Source organism: Shouchella clausii (assembly GCF_002250115.1).
GTDB lineage: Bacteria > Bacillota > Bacilli > Bacillales > Bacillaceae_D > Shouchella > Shouchella clausii.
Window position 1 is genome coordinate 191,399 of the sequence record NZ_CP019985.1, and the last position, 16,495, is coordinate 207,893.

Here is a 16,495-nt window from a genome sequence, read left to right on the forward strand (position 1 = left end):
TGCTCTCCTCCGATTCTTTGCTATACTTTCGCGTGCGGATGCACGGTGTCGGCATAAATCTCCGTTGGGTATTCGCCTGTAAAGCAGGCAAGGCATTGCCCGCAATTATGCATGGCTTCAGAACGGCCAATCCCTGCTTTTAAGCCTTCAGTCGACAAAAAAGCAAGTGAATCAGCACCCATGATTTTCCGCATTTCTTCAATTGAGTGGTTGGAAGCAATTAATTCTTCCGTCGTTGACGTATCAATTCCGTAAAAGCACGGATGTTTAATCGGTGGCGATGAAATGCGGACATGGACTTCAGCTGCCCCTGCATCACGAAGCATATGGACAATGCGGCGGCTCGTCGTTCCCCGTACAATCGAATCGTCAATCATAACAACTCGTTTGCCTTCGACAACGCCACGCACAGGGGAAAGCTTCATCTTTACTCCTTGTTCCCGTAGTTCTTGTGAAGGTTGAATAAAGGTACGCCCGACATAGCGATTTTTAATCATGCCCAATTCATAAGGAATGCCGGACTGCTCGGCATAGCCAATTGCTGCGGAAATGCTGGAGTCAGGCACGCCTGTCACCACATCCGCTTCCACTGGCGCTTCAATCGCAAGCTGTTTTCCTAAATTTTTTCTCGCTGTATGAATATTGATTGTATCCACATTTGAATCTGGCCGCGCAAAATAAACGTATTCCATACTGCAAATCGCCCGGTTCCCTGGAGAAACGAAGCGTTCGCTGCGCAAGCCTGTATCGTCAATAATGAGCAGTTCGCCTGGCATTACTTCACGCTCATAGGTGGCGCCAATGATGTCGAACGCACATGTCTCTGAAGCAACGACATACGCATCGCCTAAACGTCCGATGGAAAGGGGACGCAACCCATTTGGATCAAGGGCGACCATCAATTGGCGCTCGTTCATGACAGCAAATGCATAGGCGCCTTTTAAGGAAGACAGCCCATTTTTCAATTGTTCTTCTAACGTATAGTAGCCGCTGCGTTTAATAAGATGGGCGAGCACTTCCGTATCCGATGTAGACTGGAAGATCGACCCTTGTGCTTCAAGCTGGTGTTTTAAGTGATTGGCATTGACAAGATTGCCATTGTGGGCAATCGCAAGACCGCCTTTTTGCGAATTGAAATACAACGGCTGGACATTGGCATAGCCGCCTCCGCCTGCCGTCGCATAACGGACATGGCCAATCGCGCCCTTCCCTTGAAGGTTGCGCAAGACATCTTGATTAAACACATCATTGACTAGGCCGAGCCCTTTATGGGCAGAGAGCTTGTTTCCGTCGGACACGACAATGCCTGCGCCTTCCTGGCCGCGGTGCTGGAGGCTGTGCAACCCATAATACGTAATTTGCGCAGCTTCTTTATGGCCCCAAACGGCAAATACGCCACATTCTTCGTTCAAGCCTTTGATTTCAGTAAACATGGAATAGCCCCTTTCCAGGCTTTCACTAATTCATCTTGGCAAAGGTCGATGACAGCATTTCCATTTTCGCTACGAATCGTTAATTTTCTGCTTTCCGTAACAGCCCCGACTGCAACCGCATCACGGACCGTATCTTCAAATCGTTGTTGATCGCTAGGTTTCACGGTGACAATAAAACGTGATTGGCTTTCAGCAAACAGCTCAGCTGCGCTTAGGGATAGACTGATTTCAGCGCCAAACGGGCATTCCATCATTTTTTCCGCTAAGGAAACAGCAAGTCCGCCTTCGGCAACATCATGGGCAGACTGGACGAGGCCTTGTTCGATTGCGCTCAACAATTGCTGTTGGCGCGCTTTCTCTACAGCCAAATCAATTTCCGGCGCTTTCCCTGACAGTTCGCCAGCTAGCATTTTTTGCAGCTCGCTGCCGCCAAACTCTGCTTTGGTTTCACCGATTACATAAATCAGGTCGCCTGCATCTTTAAACGACTGCGTCGTAATATGAGCAACGTCTTCAACCAAGCCAACCATGCCGATGACAGGAGTTGGATAAACAGCACCGCCAGACCGTTCATTATAAAGGGAGACGTTGCCGCCAATGACAGGCGTCCCTAGCTCCCGGCATGCTTCGCTTAAGCCATCGGTCGATTTTTCTAGCTGCCAGAAAATTTCTGGCTTTTCCGGATTGCCGTAATTCAAGCAGTCTGTTACGCCAAGTGGCTTCGCTCCTGAACAAACAAGATTCCGCGCTGCTTCCGCAATCGCAATTTTTCCACCCATTTCTGGATCTACATACAAATAGCGAGAATTGCAGTCGGTCGTCATTGCTAATGCTTTATTCGTGCCGCGGATGCGGATCACCGCAGCGTCTGAGCCAGGCTCGACAACGGTATTCGTTTGCACCATATAATCATATTGCTCATACACCCATTCTTTGCTAGCAATCGTCGGCTGAGCCAAAAGCTTCAGCAGCGTTTCATTCGCGTCTGTTATCTCAGGAATATAAGGAGCCTGCTGTTGAAAAACGTCAAAATAGGCAGGCACTTTTGATGGTTTATGGTAAACAGGCGCATCTTCTGCCAGCGCATCGACCGGCACATCAGCGACAACTTCGCCTTTATGGGTTAAACGGAGCCGGCGATCATCTGTGACAACACCGACTTCCACAGCATGGAGGTTCCACCGTTCAAAAATCGCTTTGATTTCGTGTTCTCGCCCTTTTTCGACAACGAGCAACATCCGCTCTTGTGATTCTGACAACATCATTTCATACGGCGTCATCCCTGCTTCACGCTGTGGCACTAGGTCCAAGTTCATTTCGATCCCTGACCCTGCTTTGCTCGCCATTTCGGCTGAAGAAGAAACAAGGCCAGCGGCGCCCATATCTTGAATGCCAATAAGCGCATCCGACTGAACCACTTCTAGGCATGCTTCCAGCAAAAGTTTTTCCATAAACGGGTCGCCCACTTGGACAGCCGGACGTTTGGCATCGGAGTCTTCGCTTAATTCTTCCGAGGCAAAAGTAGCACCATGAATGCCATCGCGGCCTGTGCTTGCGCCGACATACATAACGGTATTGCCGACACCTTTTGCTTGGCCTTTTTGAATATCTTTATGGTCGATCAAACCGACACACATTGCGTTGACAAGGGGGTTCGCTTCGTAGCACGGATCAAATTGCACTTCTCCGCCGACCGTCGGTACGCCGACACAATTGCCGTACCCAGCAATCCCGGCCACAACTTCTTCAAACAAGTACTTCACTTTTTTTGATTCGAGTTCGCCAAAGCGGAGCGAGTTTAACAATGCGACAGGACGGGCACCCATCGAAAAAACATCGCGCAAAATGCCGCCGACACCAGTAGCAGCGCCTTGGTACGGCTCAATCGCAGACGGGTGGTTATGGCTTTCAATTTTAAACACAACCGCCTGTTCGTCTTTAATGTCGATAATGCCTGCCCCTTCACCTGGGCCTTGGAGCACGTTCTCGCCGTCAGTCGGAAACTTTTTCAACAGTACTTTTGAATTTTTATAGCTGCAATGCTCAGACCACATGACGGAAAACAAGCCTGTTTCTGTGAAATTCAATGGCCTGCCGACGATTTTTTCAGCCAGTGCAAATTCATCATCCGTCAAGCCCATTTCTCGATATAGCCGCTCGGCTTTAATCGTTTCAGCGCTTGGCTCAAGAAGCTGTGACATGAGATTCCCTCCAGTTGCGTAAGATCGATGTAAAAACAGCCAATCCTTGATCGTTTCCGAGCAATGTTTCTGTTGCCCGTTCTGGGTGCGGCATCATGCCAAGCACGTTGCCCCGTTCATTGGTAATGCCAGCAATGTCGCCTTTGGAGCCATTGACATGCTCATTGTAACGAAAGACAATTTGCTTGTTTGCACGAAGGTTTGCTAGCGTTTCGTCATCACATTCATAGTTGCCTTCGCCATGAGCGACAGGAATGCGAATCGTTTGCCCTTGTTCATAGCCAGAAGAAAACATCGTTTTGTTGTTTTCGACAACTAATTCGACTGTGCGACATACAAATTTCAAATCGATATTGCGCTTCATTGCCCCAGGAAGCAAACCGGCTTCAAGCAGTACTTGGAATCCGTTGCAAACGCCGAGTACAGGCTTGCCTGCCTCAGCCGCTTGGATGACTGCTGGCATAATTGGCGCAAAGCGGGCAATGGCTCCAGAACGCAAGTAATCGCCATGGGAAAAGCCACCTGGAAGAAGCACGGCATCAAAACCGTCTAAAGACGTTTCCGTATGGAAGACATATTCGACTTCCTCGCCAAGTCCGTCTTTAATGGCATGATACATGTCTGCATCGCAATTAGAGCCTGGAAACACGATGACCGCAAACTTCATGATGGGACAACCTCCTCCACTTCAAAGCGGTAGTCTTCAATAACGGTATTGGCAAGCAATTTCTCACACATCTCTTTGACGCGCTCTTCAAGCTTTTCAGTAGATTCAAGCTGCAATTCCATATACTTGCCGATGCGGACATCTGTAACTTCCTGGTAATCCATCGCGTGAAGCGCACTTTTGACAGCGCCTCCTTGGGGATCTAACACACTTTCTCTCAAGGTGACATAGACTTTCACTTTATACATGGTAAAGCCCTCCTAGCCGGGATAAAATTTCTTGATAGCCTTCTTGTAAGTTTCCTAGATTTCTGCGAAAAAGATCCTTATCAAAACGTTCCTTTGTGTCTTTATCCCATAGCCGGCACGTATCTGGCGATATTTCATCGGCAAGGAGCAACTCCCCTGCTTGCGTGCGGCCAAACTCAAGCTTAAAGTCAATTAACTGAACACCGATTGTGGCAAACAACTCGATTAACTCGTTATTCACAGCAGCGGCCATTTGTTTTAATTGCGCTACTTCCTCTGCCGCAGCGACGTTTAAAATGCCGATGTGGTCCTCGGTCACCAATGGGTCACCGAGGGCATCGTCCTTATAATAAAACTCCACAAGAGGCTTTTTCAGCACCGTTCCTTCTTCAATGCCAAGTCGTTTAGCCATGCTGCCAGCGACAACATTGCGGACGACTACTTCAAGAGGAATGATGTCTACTTGTTTGACCAGTTGTTCCGTGTCAGATAATCTCCGTATAAAGTGCGACGGAATCCCCTTTTTCGCAAGCGTGGCAAAGATGAGAGAAGAAATTTCATTATTGAGCCGTGCTTTGCCTGCAAGCGTCTCTTTCTTTTCACCGTTGAAAGCCGTGGCGTCATCTTTATATTCGACCCACAGTTCTCCTTCTTCGCTGCTGCGGAAAATCCGTTTGGCTTTGCCTTCGTAAAGCAATTCCCCTTTAACCATTGCTTGCTCAGCCCCTTATGGATATTAGTCGTTTAAACCAAGACGTGTAAAAATCGTATCGACATGCTTCATATGGTGTTCATAGTTAAAGCACTCATTTAATTCCTCTGGCGACAGCACATTCGTAATGCGTGGCTCTCCTTCCACCAGTTCACGGAATTGAACGCCTTCCTCCCACGCTTGTGTCGCTTTCGGCTGGACAAGGTCATAGGCTTCTTCACGGACCATGCCTTTGTCGATTAAGCTAAGGAGCACACGCTGTGAATAAATGAGCCCGTACGTCCGTGTCATATTACGCTTCATGTTTTCAGGGAAAACCGTTAACTGTTTAACAATGTTGCCGAACCGGTTCAGCATGTAATTGAGCACAATTGTTGCATCTGGCAAAATGACACGCTCGGCCGATGAATGGGAAATATCCCTTTCATGCCACAAGACGACATTGTCATAAGCTGTGTTCATGTAACCACGCATTAAACGGGCAAGGCCTGTCATATTTTCAGAGCCAATTGGGTTGCGTTTATGAGGCATCGCAGAAGAGCCCTTTTGCCCTTTTGCGAAATATTCCTCGACTTCGCGCAGCTCGCTTTTTTGCAGGCCGCGAATTTCGACGGCAAATTTCTCAATCGATGTCGCGATTAACGCCAAGCTTGCCATGTATTCGGCGTGGCGGTCACGTTGGAGCGTTTGCGTGGAAATCGGCGCTCGGTTTAAGCCAAGCTTTTCGCACACAATTTGCTCGACGCGTGGGTCAATATTGGCATATGTGCCAACTGCCCCTGAAAGCTTGCCAAAGCGGACGCCTTCCGCCGCATGGTGGAAGCGTTCAATGTTTCGTTTCATTTCTTCGTACCAAAGGGCGAGCTTTAAGCCAAATGTCGTTGGTTCTGCGTGGACGCCATGTGTGCGCCCCATCATGATCGTATATTTATGTTCTTGCGCTTTTGTTTTTATAATGTCTAAAAAGCGGTTTAAGTCTTCTGCCAGAATCGCGTTTGCTTGTTTTAGCAAATACGACAGCGCTGTATCAACGACGTCTGTTGACGTTAAGCCGTAATGAACCCATTTCCGCTCTTCGCCAAGCGTTTCTGAAACAGCCCGCGTGAAGGCGACCACATCATGGCGCGTTTCTTCTTCAATTTCCAAAATACGATCTACACAAAAGCTTGCGTTCTCGCGAATTTTCGCCACGTCTTCTTTCGGAATTTCGCCTAGCTCCGCCCAAGCCTCACAAGCGACAATTTCTACTTCAAGCCATGCCTTATAGCGGTTTTCATCTGTCCAAATAGCACCCATTTCTGGGCGTGTGTACCGTTCAATCATTCGTTGTTTCCTCCAACAATTAATGTAAAGTCGTTTGTAGCCACAATTCATCCAGCAAGCGTAGGCAGTGATCGGCATCGTTTCCAAGCGCCGTTACATGCCCCATTTTCCGCTTTGGTTTAGCGTCTTTCTTTCCATAAAGGTGCAACGAAACCGAGCCAAGACGGTCAAGGCGGCCAAGCAATGGGGCAACATCGTCTCCAAGTATGTTCTCCATTGCTGCGGCAGCCAACAATTCAGTCGAGCCGAGTGGCAGTCCGCACACAGCGCGGATATGTTGCTCAAACTGGGAAGTGCGGCACGCTTCTATTGTATAATGCCCTGAATTATGGGGTCTAGGGGCGAGTTCGTTGACAAGCAACGACCCATCTTCGTTAACGAACATTTCTACCGCTAACAGCCCGACTGCCTGCAAACCATTTACGATTTTGACAGCCAACTCAAGCGCTTGTTCTTCTGTTTCGCTTTGAATGCGAGCCGGAACGATCGTACGATGGAGAATGTTGTCTTTATGTTCATTTTCCGCTACAGGAAATGTCTTCACTTCGCCATTGCGCGATTTAGCGACAATAACCGAGATTTCCCGTTCGAAAGGAATCATTGCTTCGAGCACAAGCTCCCCTGAGGCAAGAAGCGTTTTTACGGCTGCTTCTAATTCCGCTTTCGTGTGTACAACCGCTTGGCCTTTGCCATCGTAGCCGCCGCGGCAAGTTTTCAAAACCGCTGGCAAGCCTACTTCATTGAGTGCTTCTTCGATATCGGCTTCCTCATAAATCGGGGAAAAAGGGGCGACTGGCACCCCTAAAGCAGAGATCGCTTGCTTTTCCTTAAGACGATGCTGTGTTGTCCCAAGCACTTTAAACCCTTGGGGAAAGTCGCTTAGCTCTGTGAGTGTTTTTGCTGCTTCTTCATCTATGTTTTCAAACTCATATGTGATGACATCACTTACATTGGCAAGTTGTTTGCACGCTTCTATATCGTCATAGGCAGCCGTAAACACATGATCCGCGATTTGTGCACACGGGGCGTCAGGGGTCGGGTCAAGCACAGCAATCCGGTACCCCATTTGCCTGGCCGACAATGCCATCATCCGCCCAAGTTGGCCGCCGCCAATAATGCCGATCGTGCTCCCTGGCTTCACTTCGCTCATACGAGTTCACCACTGCTTTCTAGAACGGTCTTTTTAATGCGTTCACGGCGCGTTGCCAATCGTTGTTGCAACGCCTTGTCCGTTGTGGCAATCATTTGCGCCGCCAAAAGCGCTGCATTGGTTGCACCTGCTTTGCCGATTGCCACAGTAGCCACAGGTACCCCTCCTGGCATTTGCACAATCGACAACAAGGAGTCCAACCCTTTTAAGGCACGTGATTCAACAGGAACGCCAATGACCGGGAGAAGGGTCTTTGCCGCGACCATTCCTGGCAAATGGGCCGCTCCCCCTGCCCCTGCAATAATGACACGAAGCCCCCGCTCTTCCGCTTGTTCCGCGTATTCAAACATATAATCAGGAGTACGGTGGGCGGACACCACTTTTTTTTCATAGGGAACGCCAAGTTCTTCTAAAATCTCACTGGCATGGCGCATCGTTTCCCAATCAGAAGTACTGCCCATAATGATGCCGACAATCGGCTGTTTCATGTCACATCCCCCACTCTTGTCTTTTTTGCAAACAGAAAAAGCATAGAACCGCTTTCTTTCTTGACACTCCATGAGAGAAAGTTCGCAAATTCTATGCCGAAAAGGCTAATATGCGCGTAATGACTTCCCCTCATAGTCCGGCAATTTACGGTTGCCGGGTAGAAACGTTCGAGCCATATTCCCGAGTATATATGAGGCGTTTTCGTTTTTAACTTGCTTTTCCCCTTTTAGTTTACGCATCCTCCTCGTAAGTGTCAACAAATAGTCGAACATTTTATCGAAAGTATTTTACATTGTTCGTTTTTATCTTTTTTAATTACTGCTGAAACAAATGCCCAATTGCTGCATAGCATAATGTACATTGATTGAATGACAGAACTTTATGATTGTCATTGTGATGAGGAGGACAGACAATGAGCGCTTTTGAACAACGAACCAAACGCCTCTTTCTGTTTATTGTTTTCGGCATTGCCTGGGGATGCGCCGCACTCGCGCTTGCTGTCCCGCAAACACCGGTTTTATATCTTGCTATTTTTGCCGCAGCGAGCCCGCTATTTGCTGCTTATACGTTGCATTTATCAAACTATAGCGACTCGTTCTTTGCCCATGTATTTCTATCTGGTAAACCAAACGTCTGGTGGATTGTTGCCGTTTTCGTCCCGCTGTTCTTTTGTTTTGTCCTATTGTCTTCTTTTATGCTTATCGCTCCTGCGCTGATGACGAATCCGTTTATTTGGCTGCTCGTTTTTTTAGCTGCCCTATTGCAAGAGATCGGTTGGCGTGGTTTTTTTCAAAAAGAGTTTACTAGATTGCCTTTTTGGCAATCATCACTCATTGTCGGCGCCATTATCGCCTGTTGGCACATCCCCGTTATTCTTGTATTTTTCCAAGGCAGCGATTGGCATGTTTTGCTTTTGGCTGCATACTTTTTGCTAGCAAGCGCGCCCCTTTCCTTTTTGACGGCGACAAGCAAATCGTCAATAGCTGCTGCGCTTATGCAAACTGGGCTATTTATGGTGTTTTGGCTTAGTGTTCCATACCTGCAAGCCGTGATTGTCGTTTTCGCTTTGCTTCTCATGCTCAATGGCCTTGTGATGCTCGCCAATGCCGTCTATCCATCGTTATACCGCAATGCGTTTGTCGTTAAGTAAGCATTGGCTTTTCTCATCCCCCTTGCTATACTAGATGAATCTTAAAAGGGGGGAAGAGACGTGTTTACGCTTGAGATCGACGACCATAGTTACTTAAAAGTGCTTGACCTTCAAGATGCGCCGGCGATTTTTGCACTCATTCAAAACTCAAAAGCGCATTTGCGTCCATGGATGCCGTGGGCCGATTCCACTAACAAACGAGAAGACACGGAAGCGTTCATTCGCTCTAGCATGCAGGACTTCGGCTCTAACAGCGGCTTGCATGCTGGCATATGGCATAAAGGCCAAGCGGCAGGCGTCATCGGCTTCCACCAGTTTGATTGGACGAATAAAACAGCAACGATCGGCTATTGGCTCGGCGAGGCATTTTGTGGCAAAGGGCTAATGACAAAAGCTGGCCACGCTTTATTAAAACTAGCCTTTGACTACTATCATTTAGAACGAGTGGAGCTTCGTGCTGCGACAGAAAACAAAGCGAGCCAAGCTGTCGCCGAACGCCTAGGTTTTACAAAAGAAGGCGTTATCCGCCATGCTGAAGTCGTCGGAGGGGCGCGCCACAACCATGTCGTTTATGGTCTGTTAAAAAACGAATGGCAAGCAAATGCGGAGTAATCGGACATTGCACCCCCAGGCTAGTTATCACAACTAGCCTGTAGATCGATCTCCCCCTCTTTCCTGTCTGTCTCCACAACCTATTCAATTACCACTAAAAAGCTCACTTGTGCAATCGCTGAGCGAGCATGTTTCCTTTTTCTTGATTTAGCTACGATTGTTCTCATTGAAAACACTGATGTTTGCCAGAAGGTTAGGCGATTGCGGGAGTAATTTAGGATTAGAAGGTTACGAGGAAGCTTCCATGAAGGGAACTGGCACGGGACAGGAAAGTTGTCCGTTTTTCTTCTATCTCTCTGAAAAATAGCAAGCAAGAAGTGATTGGTAGCATTTGTATCAAAGTTGGCCATTCGGATTTGATGAATTGTATCTGTCTGAACGATGAAGTTATGAAACACTGTTTACAAGATTCCACAACTCTTCCTCTGTTATGTTTCCGGCTATTCCTGGTTTATCGCGCAAATAGGTTACAATTTCCCCTTGCTTTAAGCCTACATAGACATACAGCCCTTTTACGATCATTCTTAAGTATTCAAAGGACGGGGCATGGAACGGTACTTCTTTTTTCCACTTTGCTGTAAAAGTAAAAATGGGGAACCCTTCCTCTTCCCCTGCATAAAGCACTGTGCCATACCAAGAAGGAAGTACGGCTTTCCTCCCTCTTTGCTTCAAATCGTCGATGTCGATTGAAAAAGCAAGCCCGTTATTTTCCTGTTTAACGACATCTTCAAATTGCTCCTTCGTTATTAAATATTTCCGGCTGTACGTATAAACCCCAGCTAAAGGAGTCAAGCCAATAAAAGCAACGCCCTTCTTTTGCCAACGGGTTGAGTTTTGAGCAAAATAAAGCGGGAAAGGCAATCGATGCGCGCTTTCCTTTATTGGGTGGGCAGGATCTGAACAACCAACTTCTTCGATCTCCGCCCCCTCTGGCTGGCCGCCTCTTATATAACAAAGAAACCGCTCCCTGTTCATATTCGATCCGTAGCTGGCATACCAGACATACGTAGCGTTATCCATTCGATTCTCCCCCTTTTTATAACCTTAATCCTCTCCTTTCATTGTTATAGGATTAGTCCTTTTCTATTCCAACTCAATTTAAAGATTGACTGACTTCATCAGCACTAATCCTTTATCAACTGATGTTTCTACATAACCAATGATTTGATCAAACGTAAATACATTTAGTTTCTCGTTTATGACATCTTCATCGTACTCCATATCATTGATTACATCAGGAAGGAATGTTTCCACATCTTTCGATTTTACTTCTTGCAAATCACAAATGGTCGGTAGTGACCGGAGCATGGGTTTCAATTCATTTGCACAACCATAGAGTTCTAATAACTTTGCGTTCAATAAGCGAAAATCATGGTAATACAAATTAGACAGTTCTTTATCGGCCTCCAGGCGATTTTTCAACCATGGCAAGTAAAAACCTTTTAGCCATAAATCATCAGCGATTAAATGGACGAAATAGCCTAATATATAATCACTTTCCATTTCCGAACGATATTTGTCTAGAAATCCCTTATAATCAATCCTTCTCGAATAGTCTTGCAGCTCCCCTTTAAAGAAATGGGACAACTCTTTCGGGGACACAGCATCTGGAGCAATGCCGCCAAGTAAAAACGCCTTCTTATCTTTAACCGGGAAACACTCCGCTATTCGATTAGCGATCATTAAGTGCATGATTCGTGAACCCAAATTCCTCATCCTCCCATCATTATTCCAGAACTCTCCCCCATCCTAACCATCTTATTAAATGCAACAGCCAACCATACGATAAAGGCACCTCAGTTCTGTTGTCTACACCGAGACACAACTCTTACATTTTTTGCTTATGCATAAAAAGAGTGGTGCAAAACCACTCTTTCAGACTGTAGACAAACGCTCGCATACTTCGTCGTTTGCCTCACTCATATGCTCATGAACCCACGTTCTATTCGCATCTTCCCTCGGCTGCACTCCTCGTCTGACAAGCGTTTTCTATCAGTCTGAGGGCGGTTATCGACTTTGTCGACAACCTCAAAGAGTGGTGAAAAACCACTCTTTATATACTCCTGCTTAAATGTTCATGTATTAATTTCCATTCGCCATCGTAGACGGTGAAAACATTCGTTGCCCTGCCACTGCCTGAAACAAACTTGCCATTATGGTATCCTTCATACCGGTACGTGTAAATGCATGTTGCCACCTTCTCATCAGCAGCTAGCCAGTGAACATTTGTCGCAGAGTAAACTTCCTCTTTAATGATTTGCCACGCGTGTTGGAAGTAGTTTCCGATGTCCTCCAGAGACGTACATGTTTTATCTGTAAACCAGTACACCGCCTCAGGATGCAGAATTTTTTTTACTTCATTAAAATCATGGGTATTTGTTGCGTTAATATATGCCTCTAATGCTTTTTGATATGTCATGGTGTCCTCCTGAATGATCATGCTTTTCCACCCTTAAAGCTTTATGGACGTCTTAGCCTTTGCCGGGTAACGAATTAAAAGGGAAAAGCTAGATGTCGGCTATTTCCCAACTAAACGAAAGAACCGTTACGCAAAATCATTGCCATCTGTTCGAATGCCTTCAAAAATAATGCGCTGCCGCACATACTCAGGCTCCGCTTTGCTGTTTTTCTGGGCAAAAACAGGCTTCTCGATCCGCCTTACTGGTCGGTAGCCTTCCCGCTCCATCCGCGCCAAGCAATCGCTAATCGTTTCATTGGCCCCGACTTCAAATGTTTGTTTTTTCGGTTTCACTTTTTCCTCCTTGAATTGAAGCAGTTTCTATAGCGATTTTACCACAAGCCAACCTTTTCGCCTCATCTACATGAGTTCCTTTTTGCCATAAGAAAGTTTTTAAAAAAAATAACGGCCAATCCCCGATTGGTATCGAGAAAAGGCCGTAACTTAGGAGTTGTTCGTTTTTAGAATGGAGGTACATAACGATTAAAGAAATGGTACCTTTTTAAAAGGTCTATAAGCTATCTAAATACGATTTTAATTCCTCGATGTGAGTAGGTGTTCTTGAAATAATACTCAACTCATCGTCGTTAATCCCATAGAAGTACTCATCATTGTAAAAAGCTATGAATGAAGGTCTTTTCCCCTTTATAATTGCTCGTGAGTAATTATACACTTCATGTGCTTTGACATCTGTCACTATCACAAAGTTTCTAGTCATGCCAAATGTCTCTTCTTTATGATGAAACTCCTTCCAGTTTTTCACTTTTACAGTGTTATGCAAAATATTCGTTGTAATGATTGGTTTCTTAAACCCCAGTGGCAAATACGATTTCAGAAAAATAACATCAATGACGGAAGAGCGATCAAACATAAATGATGTTAATTTACGTAAACGTGTTGGTTTTCCTTTAAACGCATCTGTTTGAATAACCAACTGTCGTTTTGAGTCAATTTGAAAAATCGGTGCCTCGTCAGCATAAAAAGTAATACCAAATGTATTTTGAATCCTCTCCACCTATAATATCCTCCAATGAAATTTAACAGAAACCATCCTCCGTTTAATTCGAATCATGTTAAAAATTAGTCAATACTAGATATAAAAAGAAGCCGACATTTCCAGCTCAATAAGCTAAAAATAGGCTTCTATACTTAATAAAATGGTACAGTTTATCCTTTATGCTCTTGAAGAGAACTGTGCTTGCGAAGCCATTTGCTAATATCCGCAACCTCTAAATGATCAGTCGCAATTGCTACTGTAAATCGTTCGAGCTCTACTTGATCATTTGTCAATTCATAGCCGTTCGTAACAAGGAAGTATTCAACCGACCATAAGGCCGTTCGTTTATTAGCATTATAAAAACAATGATTCTGCACCAATGATTGAAACAAAGCTGCGGCTTTCTCATAGATAGTAGGGTATGCATCTTTTCCAAGCACTGATTGTTTTGGACGATGGAGAGCCGATTCCAGTAAGTTCATTTCCTTTACGCCAATTTGTTCATCAGGTGAGTATTTCATGATCACATAATGATTAATCCTAATGACTTCTTGCACACTTGGATATTTCATTTTTACCGGTCAACCAAGTTTCGTGTCACTGTCTCAAATTTCTTATCCGTTTTTTTTAAGAAATCGATAAACGCTTGGTCAACTCCTTCGTCTTTTTTCACTGGCTTCACAATCATTGCCCCATCTTTGACCTCAATTTCCACCTCAGAACCGTTTTCAATTCCTAATACTTTACGTACATGGGATGGGACCGGTACAGCACTGCTATTTCCCCAGGGATGGACTTTGAAGGACATATTCTTACCTCCTCTTTGTTCTTTCATTATACTACCGCTCCTTCTTTGATGTATATACATAGTATATATTAGTTTATGTCATTATTCCCTAAATGCAACCGGTTTAAAACGATAGGCCTAATTAGCATGCCTTTGTTTGGGATTTACCAGCTTCTAACTAGCTTGTCTTGGGCAATCCTATACCCATCCAACCCCAAACTTACTGTCTGGAAATGATGTCTTAAGCCAAATGAAATAAACCGCCCATTTCGGGCGGCTTGCCTACATACCAATCGTACGATTGTTGTCTTGTTGTTTGCGGTTTGCTCTTCTTTTTCGCCATTCTGGGAAAATTAAAGCAATAAGCGTGAAGACAAAAAGCGATACTGCGAGTGGGCTTTGCAGGAAAATCATAAACGATCCATCTGAAATCGTTAATGATTGGCGCAGCATCTGTTCCATCATCCCTCCAAGAATAAAGGCAAGGATAAAAGGGGCTGCCGGGAAAGCAAAGATCCGCATTAAATAGCCGAGTATTCCAAATAAAACGAGTAAATAAAGGTCAAATGTGCTGAAGCTGACCGCGTATACGCCGACCATGCTAAATATGATAACGAGTGAAATAAGCAAAGGCCGTGGGACCGCTAATATTTTTACGAAGTAAGGAATAAGAGGCAAGTTTAAAATTAATAAGAATACATTGCCGATATACATGCTGGCAATGACGCCCCAAAACACAGTTGGGTTTTCAGTCATTAACAATGGGCCAGGTTGGACGCCTAGTACGAGAAAAGCGCCAAGCATGACGGCTGTCGTGCCTGAACCAGGTATGCCAAGGCTGAGCAATGGCACAAATGCGCCGCTTGTTGCCGCATTGTTCGCTGTCTCTGGGGCGGCAAGTCCTTTAATCGAGCCTTTGCCGAATTCTTCTGGTTTTTTAGCAAGCCTTTTTTCAGAAATGTAGGCGATAAACGATGAAATGGTTGCGCCTGCCCCTGGCAAAATACCGAGAAGAAAGCCGAGGAAAGACTGCCTTGTCATCGGCCCCGTCATTTCCTTAAAATCAGATTTGCTTAATTTTAAGCTGCCGATGTTTTTAAAACCACTCATCGATTCTTTCCGGTTTAAAATAAGAAAACACACTTCAGCCAAAGCGAAGACACCAAGAGCAACAATAAGAAAATCGATACCATCAAGCAAATTGACACTGCCAAACGTAAAACGGGTTGTCCCCGTTTGTGAATCAATTCCGATCGTCACAACCATAAAACCAAGAACCGCCGATGTCAGCGCTTTCAATGTTGAGCCGTCGCTTAAACTGGCGATAGCTGTCAAACCGAGAAGCATAAGCGCAAAATACTCAGGCGGGCCAAAGTAAATTGCGACGCTTGCTAACATTGGCGCAAACAGCATTAACAACACAACGCTGACCGTACCGCCCACAAATGAACAAATGGCCGAAATCGCGAGGGCTTTCCCCGCCTTGCCCTGTTTTGCCATCGGGTAACCGTCAAACGCAGCAGCAACCGTTCCGGCAACACCTGGGGCATTCAACAAAATCGACGACGTTGAGCCACCATACATCGACCCATAATAGACACCGGCCATCATCACAAGTGCAATCGTTGGATTCATGCCATACGTAATCGGTATCATAATCGCAATCGCGCTAATTGGCCCGAGTCCGGGGATCATCCCAATGATGGTGCCAAGAAGCACGCCAATAAACACAAAAATAATTCCTTCCCAGCTGAATGCAACTTGAAAGCCTTGCAACAGCCCTTCAAATGAGCCCATGTTCTCCCTCCTTTAAAACGGCAAAATGCCTGCTGGCAGCCGAATCGCTAACCCGTAATTAAACAACCAATAAACGCCGATTGAAAAGACAATCGATGTAATTGCATTAACAAGCCACTTTCGATACCCTAAAAATCGTGAACATACGAGAATGAATAACGTGGTCATAATCACGAAGCCAATTACTTCAAGCACAGTAATGTAAATAAGAATGAATCCCATTACAGTAAGAAGCATCCAAACTTCCTTCTTCGGAATCGTCCGCTTTTTCTTTTGCTCTTCCGTGTCAGGGTCTTTGGCAAAGAAAAAGCAAACCCCTAGAACGAGCAAACTAGCTCCGAGCAATTTCGGCACTAAGTCCGAATCAACGGGGACAAATGCATATTCCGGCAATTGGAATGCCATCACTAAATAAACAACTGCAATACCGATCAACACAATTGAAATCCCTCGATTGACAGTGAGTCTCAT

The 16,495-nt window shown here is 45.6% G+C and carries 19 protein-coding genes and 1 riboswitch; of the genes, 2 read left to right on the forward strand and 17 right to left on the reverse strand.

All coding sequences use genetic code 11. The features are described 5' to 3' along the window. Positions 1-20: 20 nt before the first annotated feature. From purF to purE, 8 genes are read right to left on the reverse strand one after another with little or no spacing between them, the layout of a single operon-like run. A complete protein-coding gene (gene purF, locus BC8716_RS00875; RefSeq protein ID WP_094423541.1) occupies positions 21-1,433 on the reverse strand; it encodes an amidophosphoribosyltransferase in 1,413 nt (470 codons plus the stop codon). Beyond that, on the reverse strand, positions 1,409-3,634 hold the full coding sequence (gene purL, locus BC8716_RS00880) for a phosphoribosylformylglycinamidine synthase subunit PurL (RefSeq protein WP_094423542.1): 2,226 nt from the start codon (positions 3,632-3,634) through the stop codon (positions 1,409-1,411). Before purL ends, purF begins: the two co-directional genes overlap by 25 nt. Next, positions 3,618-4,301, reverse strand: coding sequence for a phosphoribosylformylglycinamidine synthase subunit PurQ (gene purQ / locus BC8716_RS00885; RefSeq protein ID WP_094423543.1), 684 nt, complete (start codon positions 4,299-4,301; stop codon positions 3,618-3,620). Before purQ ends, purL begins: the two co-directional genes overlap by 17 nt. Continuing rightward, positions 4,298-4,549 (reverse strand): phosphoribosylformylglycinamidine synthase subunit PurS, encoded by a 252-nt coding sequence (gene purS / locus BC8716_RS00890; RefSeq protein ID WP_011245883.1) that lies wholly within the window; start codon positions 4,547-4,549, stop codon positions 4,298-4,300. The genes purQ and purS overlap by 4 nt, the downstream gene beginning before the upstream one ends. After that, positions 4,542-5,261 carry a phosphoribosylaminoimidazolesuccinocarboxamide synthase gene (gene purC / locus BC8716_RS00895; protein WP_094423544.1) on the reverse strand — a complete coding sequence of 240 codons (720 nt, stop codon included), beginning with the start codon at positions 5,259-5,261 and terminating at the stop codon, positions 4,542-4,544. The genes purS and purC overlap by 8 nt, the downstream gene beginning before the upstream one ends. A 24-nt stretch (positions 5,262-5,285) precedes the next feature. After that, the gene (gene purB, locus BC8716_RS00900; protein WP_094423545.1) at positions 5,286-6,584 is read right to left on the reverse strand and encodes an adenylosuccinate lyase; all 1,299 of its coding nucleotides are present in this window, start codon (positions 6,582-6,584) and stop codon (positions 5,286-5,288) included. Positions 6,585-6,603: 19 nt separating this feature from the next. Beyond that, positions 6,604-7,734, reverse strand: a complete 1,131-nt coding sequence (gene purK / locus BC8716_RS00905; protein WP_094423546.1) for a 5-(carboxyamino)imidazole ribonucleotide synthase — start codon at positions 7,732-7,734, stop codon at positions 6,604-6,606. Then, on the reverse strand, positions 7,731-8,222 hold the full coding sequence (gene purE / locus BC8716_RS00910; protein WP_094423547.1) for a 5-(carboxyamino)imidazole ribonucleotide mutase: 492 nt from the start codon (positions 8,220-8,222) through the stop codon (positions 7,731-7,733). The genes purK and purE overlap by 4 nt, the downstream gene beginning before the upstream one ends. A 113-nt stretch (positions 8,223-8,335) precedes the next feature. Next, positions 8,336-8,437, reverse strand: a riboswitch (purine riboswitch). Positions 8,438-8,635: 198 nt separating this feature from the next. Between purE and BC8716_RS00915 the strand changes: the two genes are divergently transcribed. Together BC8716_RS00915 and BC8716_RS00920 are read left to right on the forward strand one after the other, a co-directional pair. Continuing rightward, positions 8,636-9,373: a type II CAAX prenyl endopeptidase Rce1 family protein gene (locus tag BC8716_RS00915; RefSeq protein WP_094423548.1), complete on the forward strand. Its 738-nt coding sequence runs from the start codon at positions 8,636-8,638 to the stop codon at positions 9,371-9,373. Positions 9,374-9,433: 60 nt separating this feature from the next. Then, positions 9,434-9,985 carry a GNAT family N-acetyltransferase gene (locus BC8716_RS00920; protein ID WP_094423549.1) on the forward strand — a complete coding sequence of 184 codons (552 nt, stop codon included), beginning with the start codon at positions 9,434-9,436 and terminating at the stop codon, positions 9,983-9,985. A 387-nt stretch (positions 9,986-10,372) separates the two neighbouring features. Here the strand turns inward: BC8716_RS00920 and BC8716_RS00925 are convergent, their stop codons facing one another. The 9 genes from BC8716_RS00925 to BC8716_RS00965 form a co-directional block, all read right to left on the reverse strand. Further along, positions 10,373-11,005: a hypothetical protein gene (locus tag BC8716_RS00925; protein ID WP_094423550.1), complete on the reverse strand. Its 633-nt coding sequence runs from the start codon at positions 11,003-11,005 to the stop codon at positions 10,373-10,375. Positions 11,006-11,083: 78 nt separating this feature from the next. After that, positions 11,084-11,692: a zinc dependent phospholipase C family protein gene (locus BC8716_RS00930; protein WP_094423551.1), complete on the reverse strand. Its 609-nt coding sequence runs from the start codon at positions 11,690-11,692 to the stop codon at positions 11,084-11,086. 346 nt (positions 11,693-12,038) lie between these two features. Further along, positions 12,039-12,404, reverse strand: coding sequence for a YybH family protein (locus tag BC8716_RS00935; RefSeq protein WP_094423552.1), 366 nt, complete (start codon positions 12,402-12,404; stop codon positions 12,039-12,041). Positions 12,405-12,530: 126 nt separating this feature from the next. Next, complete coding sequence (locus tag BC8716_RS00940; protein ID WP_094423553.1) at positions 12,531-12,737, reverse strand: NETI motif-containing protein; 207 nt, start codon at positions 12,735-12,737, stop codon at positions 12,531-12,533. A 217-nt stretch (positions 12,738-12,954) separates the two neighbouring features. Continuing rightward, entirely contained in the window at positions 12,955-13,458 is a 504-nt protein-coding gene (locus tag BC8716_RS00945; protein WP_094423554.1) for a hypothetical protein, read from the reverse strand. Positions 13,459-13,610: 152 nt separating this feature from the next. Then, positions 13,611-14,012 (reverse strand): type II toxin-antitoxin system death-on-curing family toxin, encoded by a 402-nt coding sequence (locus BC8716_RS00950; RefSeq protein WP_094423555.1) that lies wholly within the window; start codon positions 14,010-14,012, stop codon positions 13,611-13,613. Between the two features lie 2 nt (positions 14,013-14,014). Next, on the reverse strand, positions 14,015-14,248 hold the full coding sequence (locus tag BC8716_RS00955) for an AbrB/MazE/SpoVT family DNA-binding domain-containing protein (protein WP_011245871.1): 234 nt from the start codon (positions 14,246-14,248) through the stop codon (positions 14,015-14,017). 261 nt (positions 14,249-14,509) lie between these two features. Then, entirely contained in the window at positions 14,510-16,024 is a 1,515-nt protein-coding gene (locus BC8716_RS00960; protein WP_094423556.1) for a tripartite tricarboxylate transporter permease, read from the reverse strand. A 12-nt stretch (positions 16,025-16,036) separates the two neighbouring features. Then, complete coding sequence (locus tag BC8716_RS00965) at positions 16,037-16,495, reverse strand: tripartite tricarboxylate transporter TctB family protein (protein ID WP_094423557.1); 459 nt, start codon at positions 16,493-16,495, stop codon at positions 16,037-16,039.

Excerpts from the sequence above, each read along its gene's own strand:
- purF (WP_094423541.1), bottom strand. The coding sequence starts at position 1,433 with ATGTTTACTGAAATCAAAGGCTTGAACGAAGAATGTGGCGTATTTGCC.
- BC8716_RS00950 (WP_094423555.1), bottom strand. The coding sequence starts at position 14,012 with ATGAAATATCCAAGTGTGCAAGAAGTCATTAGGATTAATCATTATGTG.
- BC8716_RS00925 (WP_094423550.1), bottom strand. The coding sequence starts at position 11,005 with ATGGATAACGCTACGTATGTCTGGTATGCCAGCTACGGATCGAATATG.
- purQ (WP_094423543.1), bottom strand. The coding sequence starts at position 4,301 with ATGAAGTTTGCGGTCATCGTGTTTCCAGGCTCTAATTGCGATGCAGAC.
- purB (WP_094423545.1), bottom strand. The coding sequence starts at position 6,584 with ATGATTGAACGGTACACACGCCCAGAAATGGGTGCTATTTGGACAGAT.
- purS (WP_011245883.1), bottom strand. The coding sequence starts at position 4,549 with ATGTATAAAGTGAAAGTCTATGTCACCTTGAGAGAAAGTGTGTTAGAT.
- purK (WP_094423546.1), bottom strand. The coding sequence starts at position 7,734 with ATGAGCGAAGTGAAGCCAGGGAGCACGATCGGCATTATTGGCGGCGGC.
- BC8716_RS00935 (WP_094423552.1), bottom strand. The coding sequence starts at position 12,404 with ATGACATATCAAAAAGCATTAGAGGCATATATTAACGCAACAAATACC.
- BC8716_RS00915 (WP_094423548.1), top strand. The coding sequence starts at position 8,636 with ATGAGCGCTTTTGAACAACGAACCAAACGCCTCTTTCTGTTTATTGTT.
- purC (WP_094423544.1), bottom strand. The coding sequence starts at position 5,261 with ATGGTTAAAGGGGAATTGCTTTACGAAGGCAAAGCCAAACGGATTTTC.
- BC8716_RS00960 (WP_094423556.1), bottom strand. The coding sequence starts at position 16,024 with ATGGGCTCATTTGAAGGGCTGTTGCAAGGCTTTCAAGTTGCATTCAGC.
- BC8716_RS00955 (WP_011245871.1), bottom strand. The coding sequence starts at position 14,248 with ATGTCCTTCAAAGTCCATCCCTGGGGAAATAGCAGTGCTGTACCGGTC.
- purE (WP_094423547.1), bottom strand. The coding sequence starts at position 8,222 with ATGAAACAGCCGATTGTCGGCATCATTATGGGCAGTACTTCTGATTGG.
- purL (WP_094423542.1), bottom strand. The coding sequence starts at position 3,634 with ATGTCACAGCTTCTTGAGCCAAGCGCTGAAACGATTAAAGCCGAGCGG.
- BC8716_RS00965 (WP_094423557.1), bottom strand. The coding sequence starts at position 16,495 with ATGAGACTCACTGTCAATCGAGGGATTTCAATTGTGTTGATCGGTATT.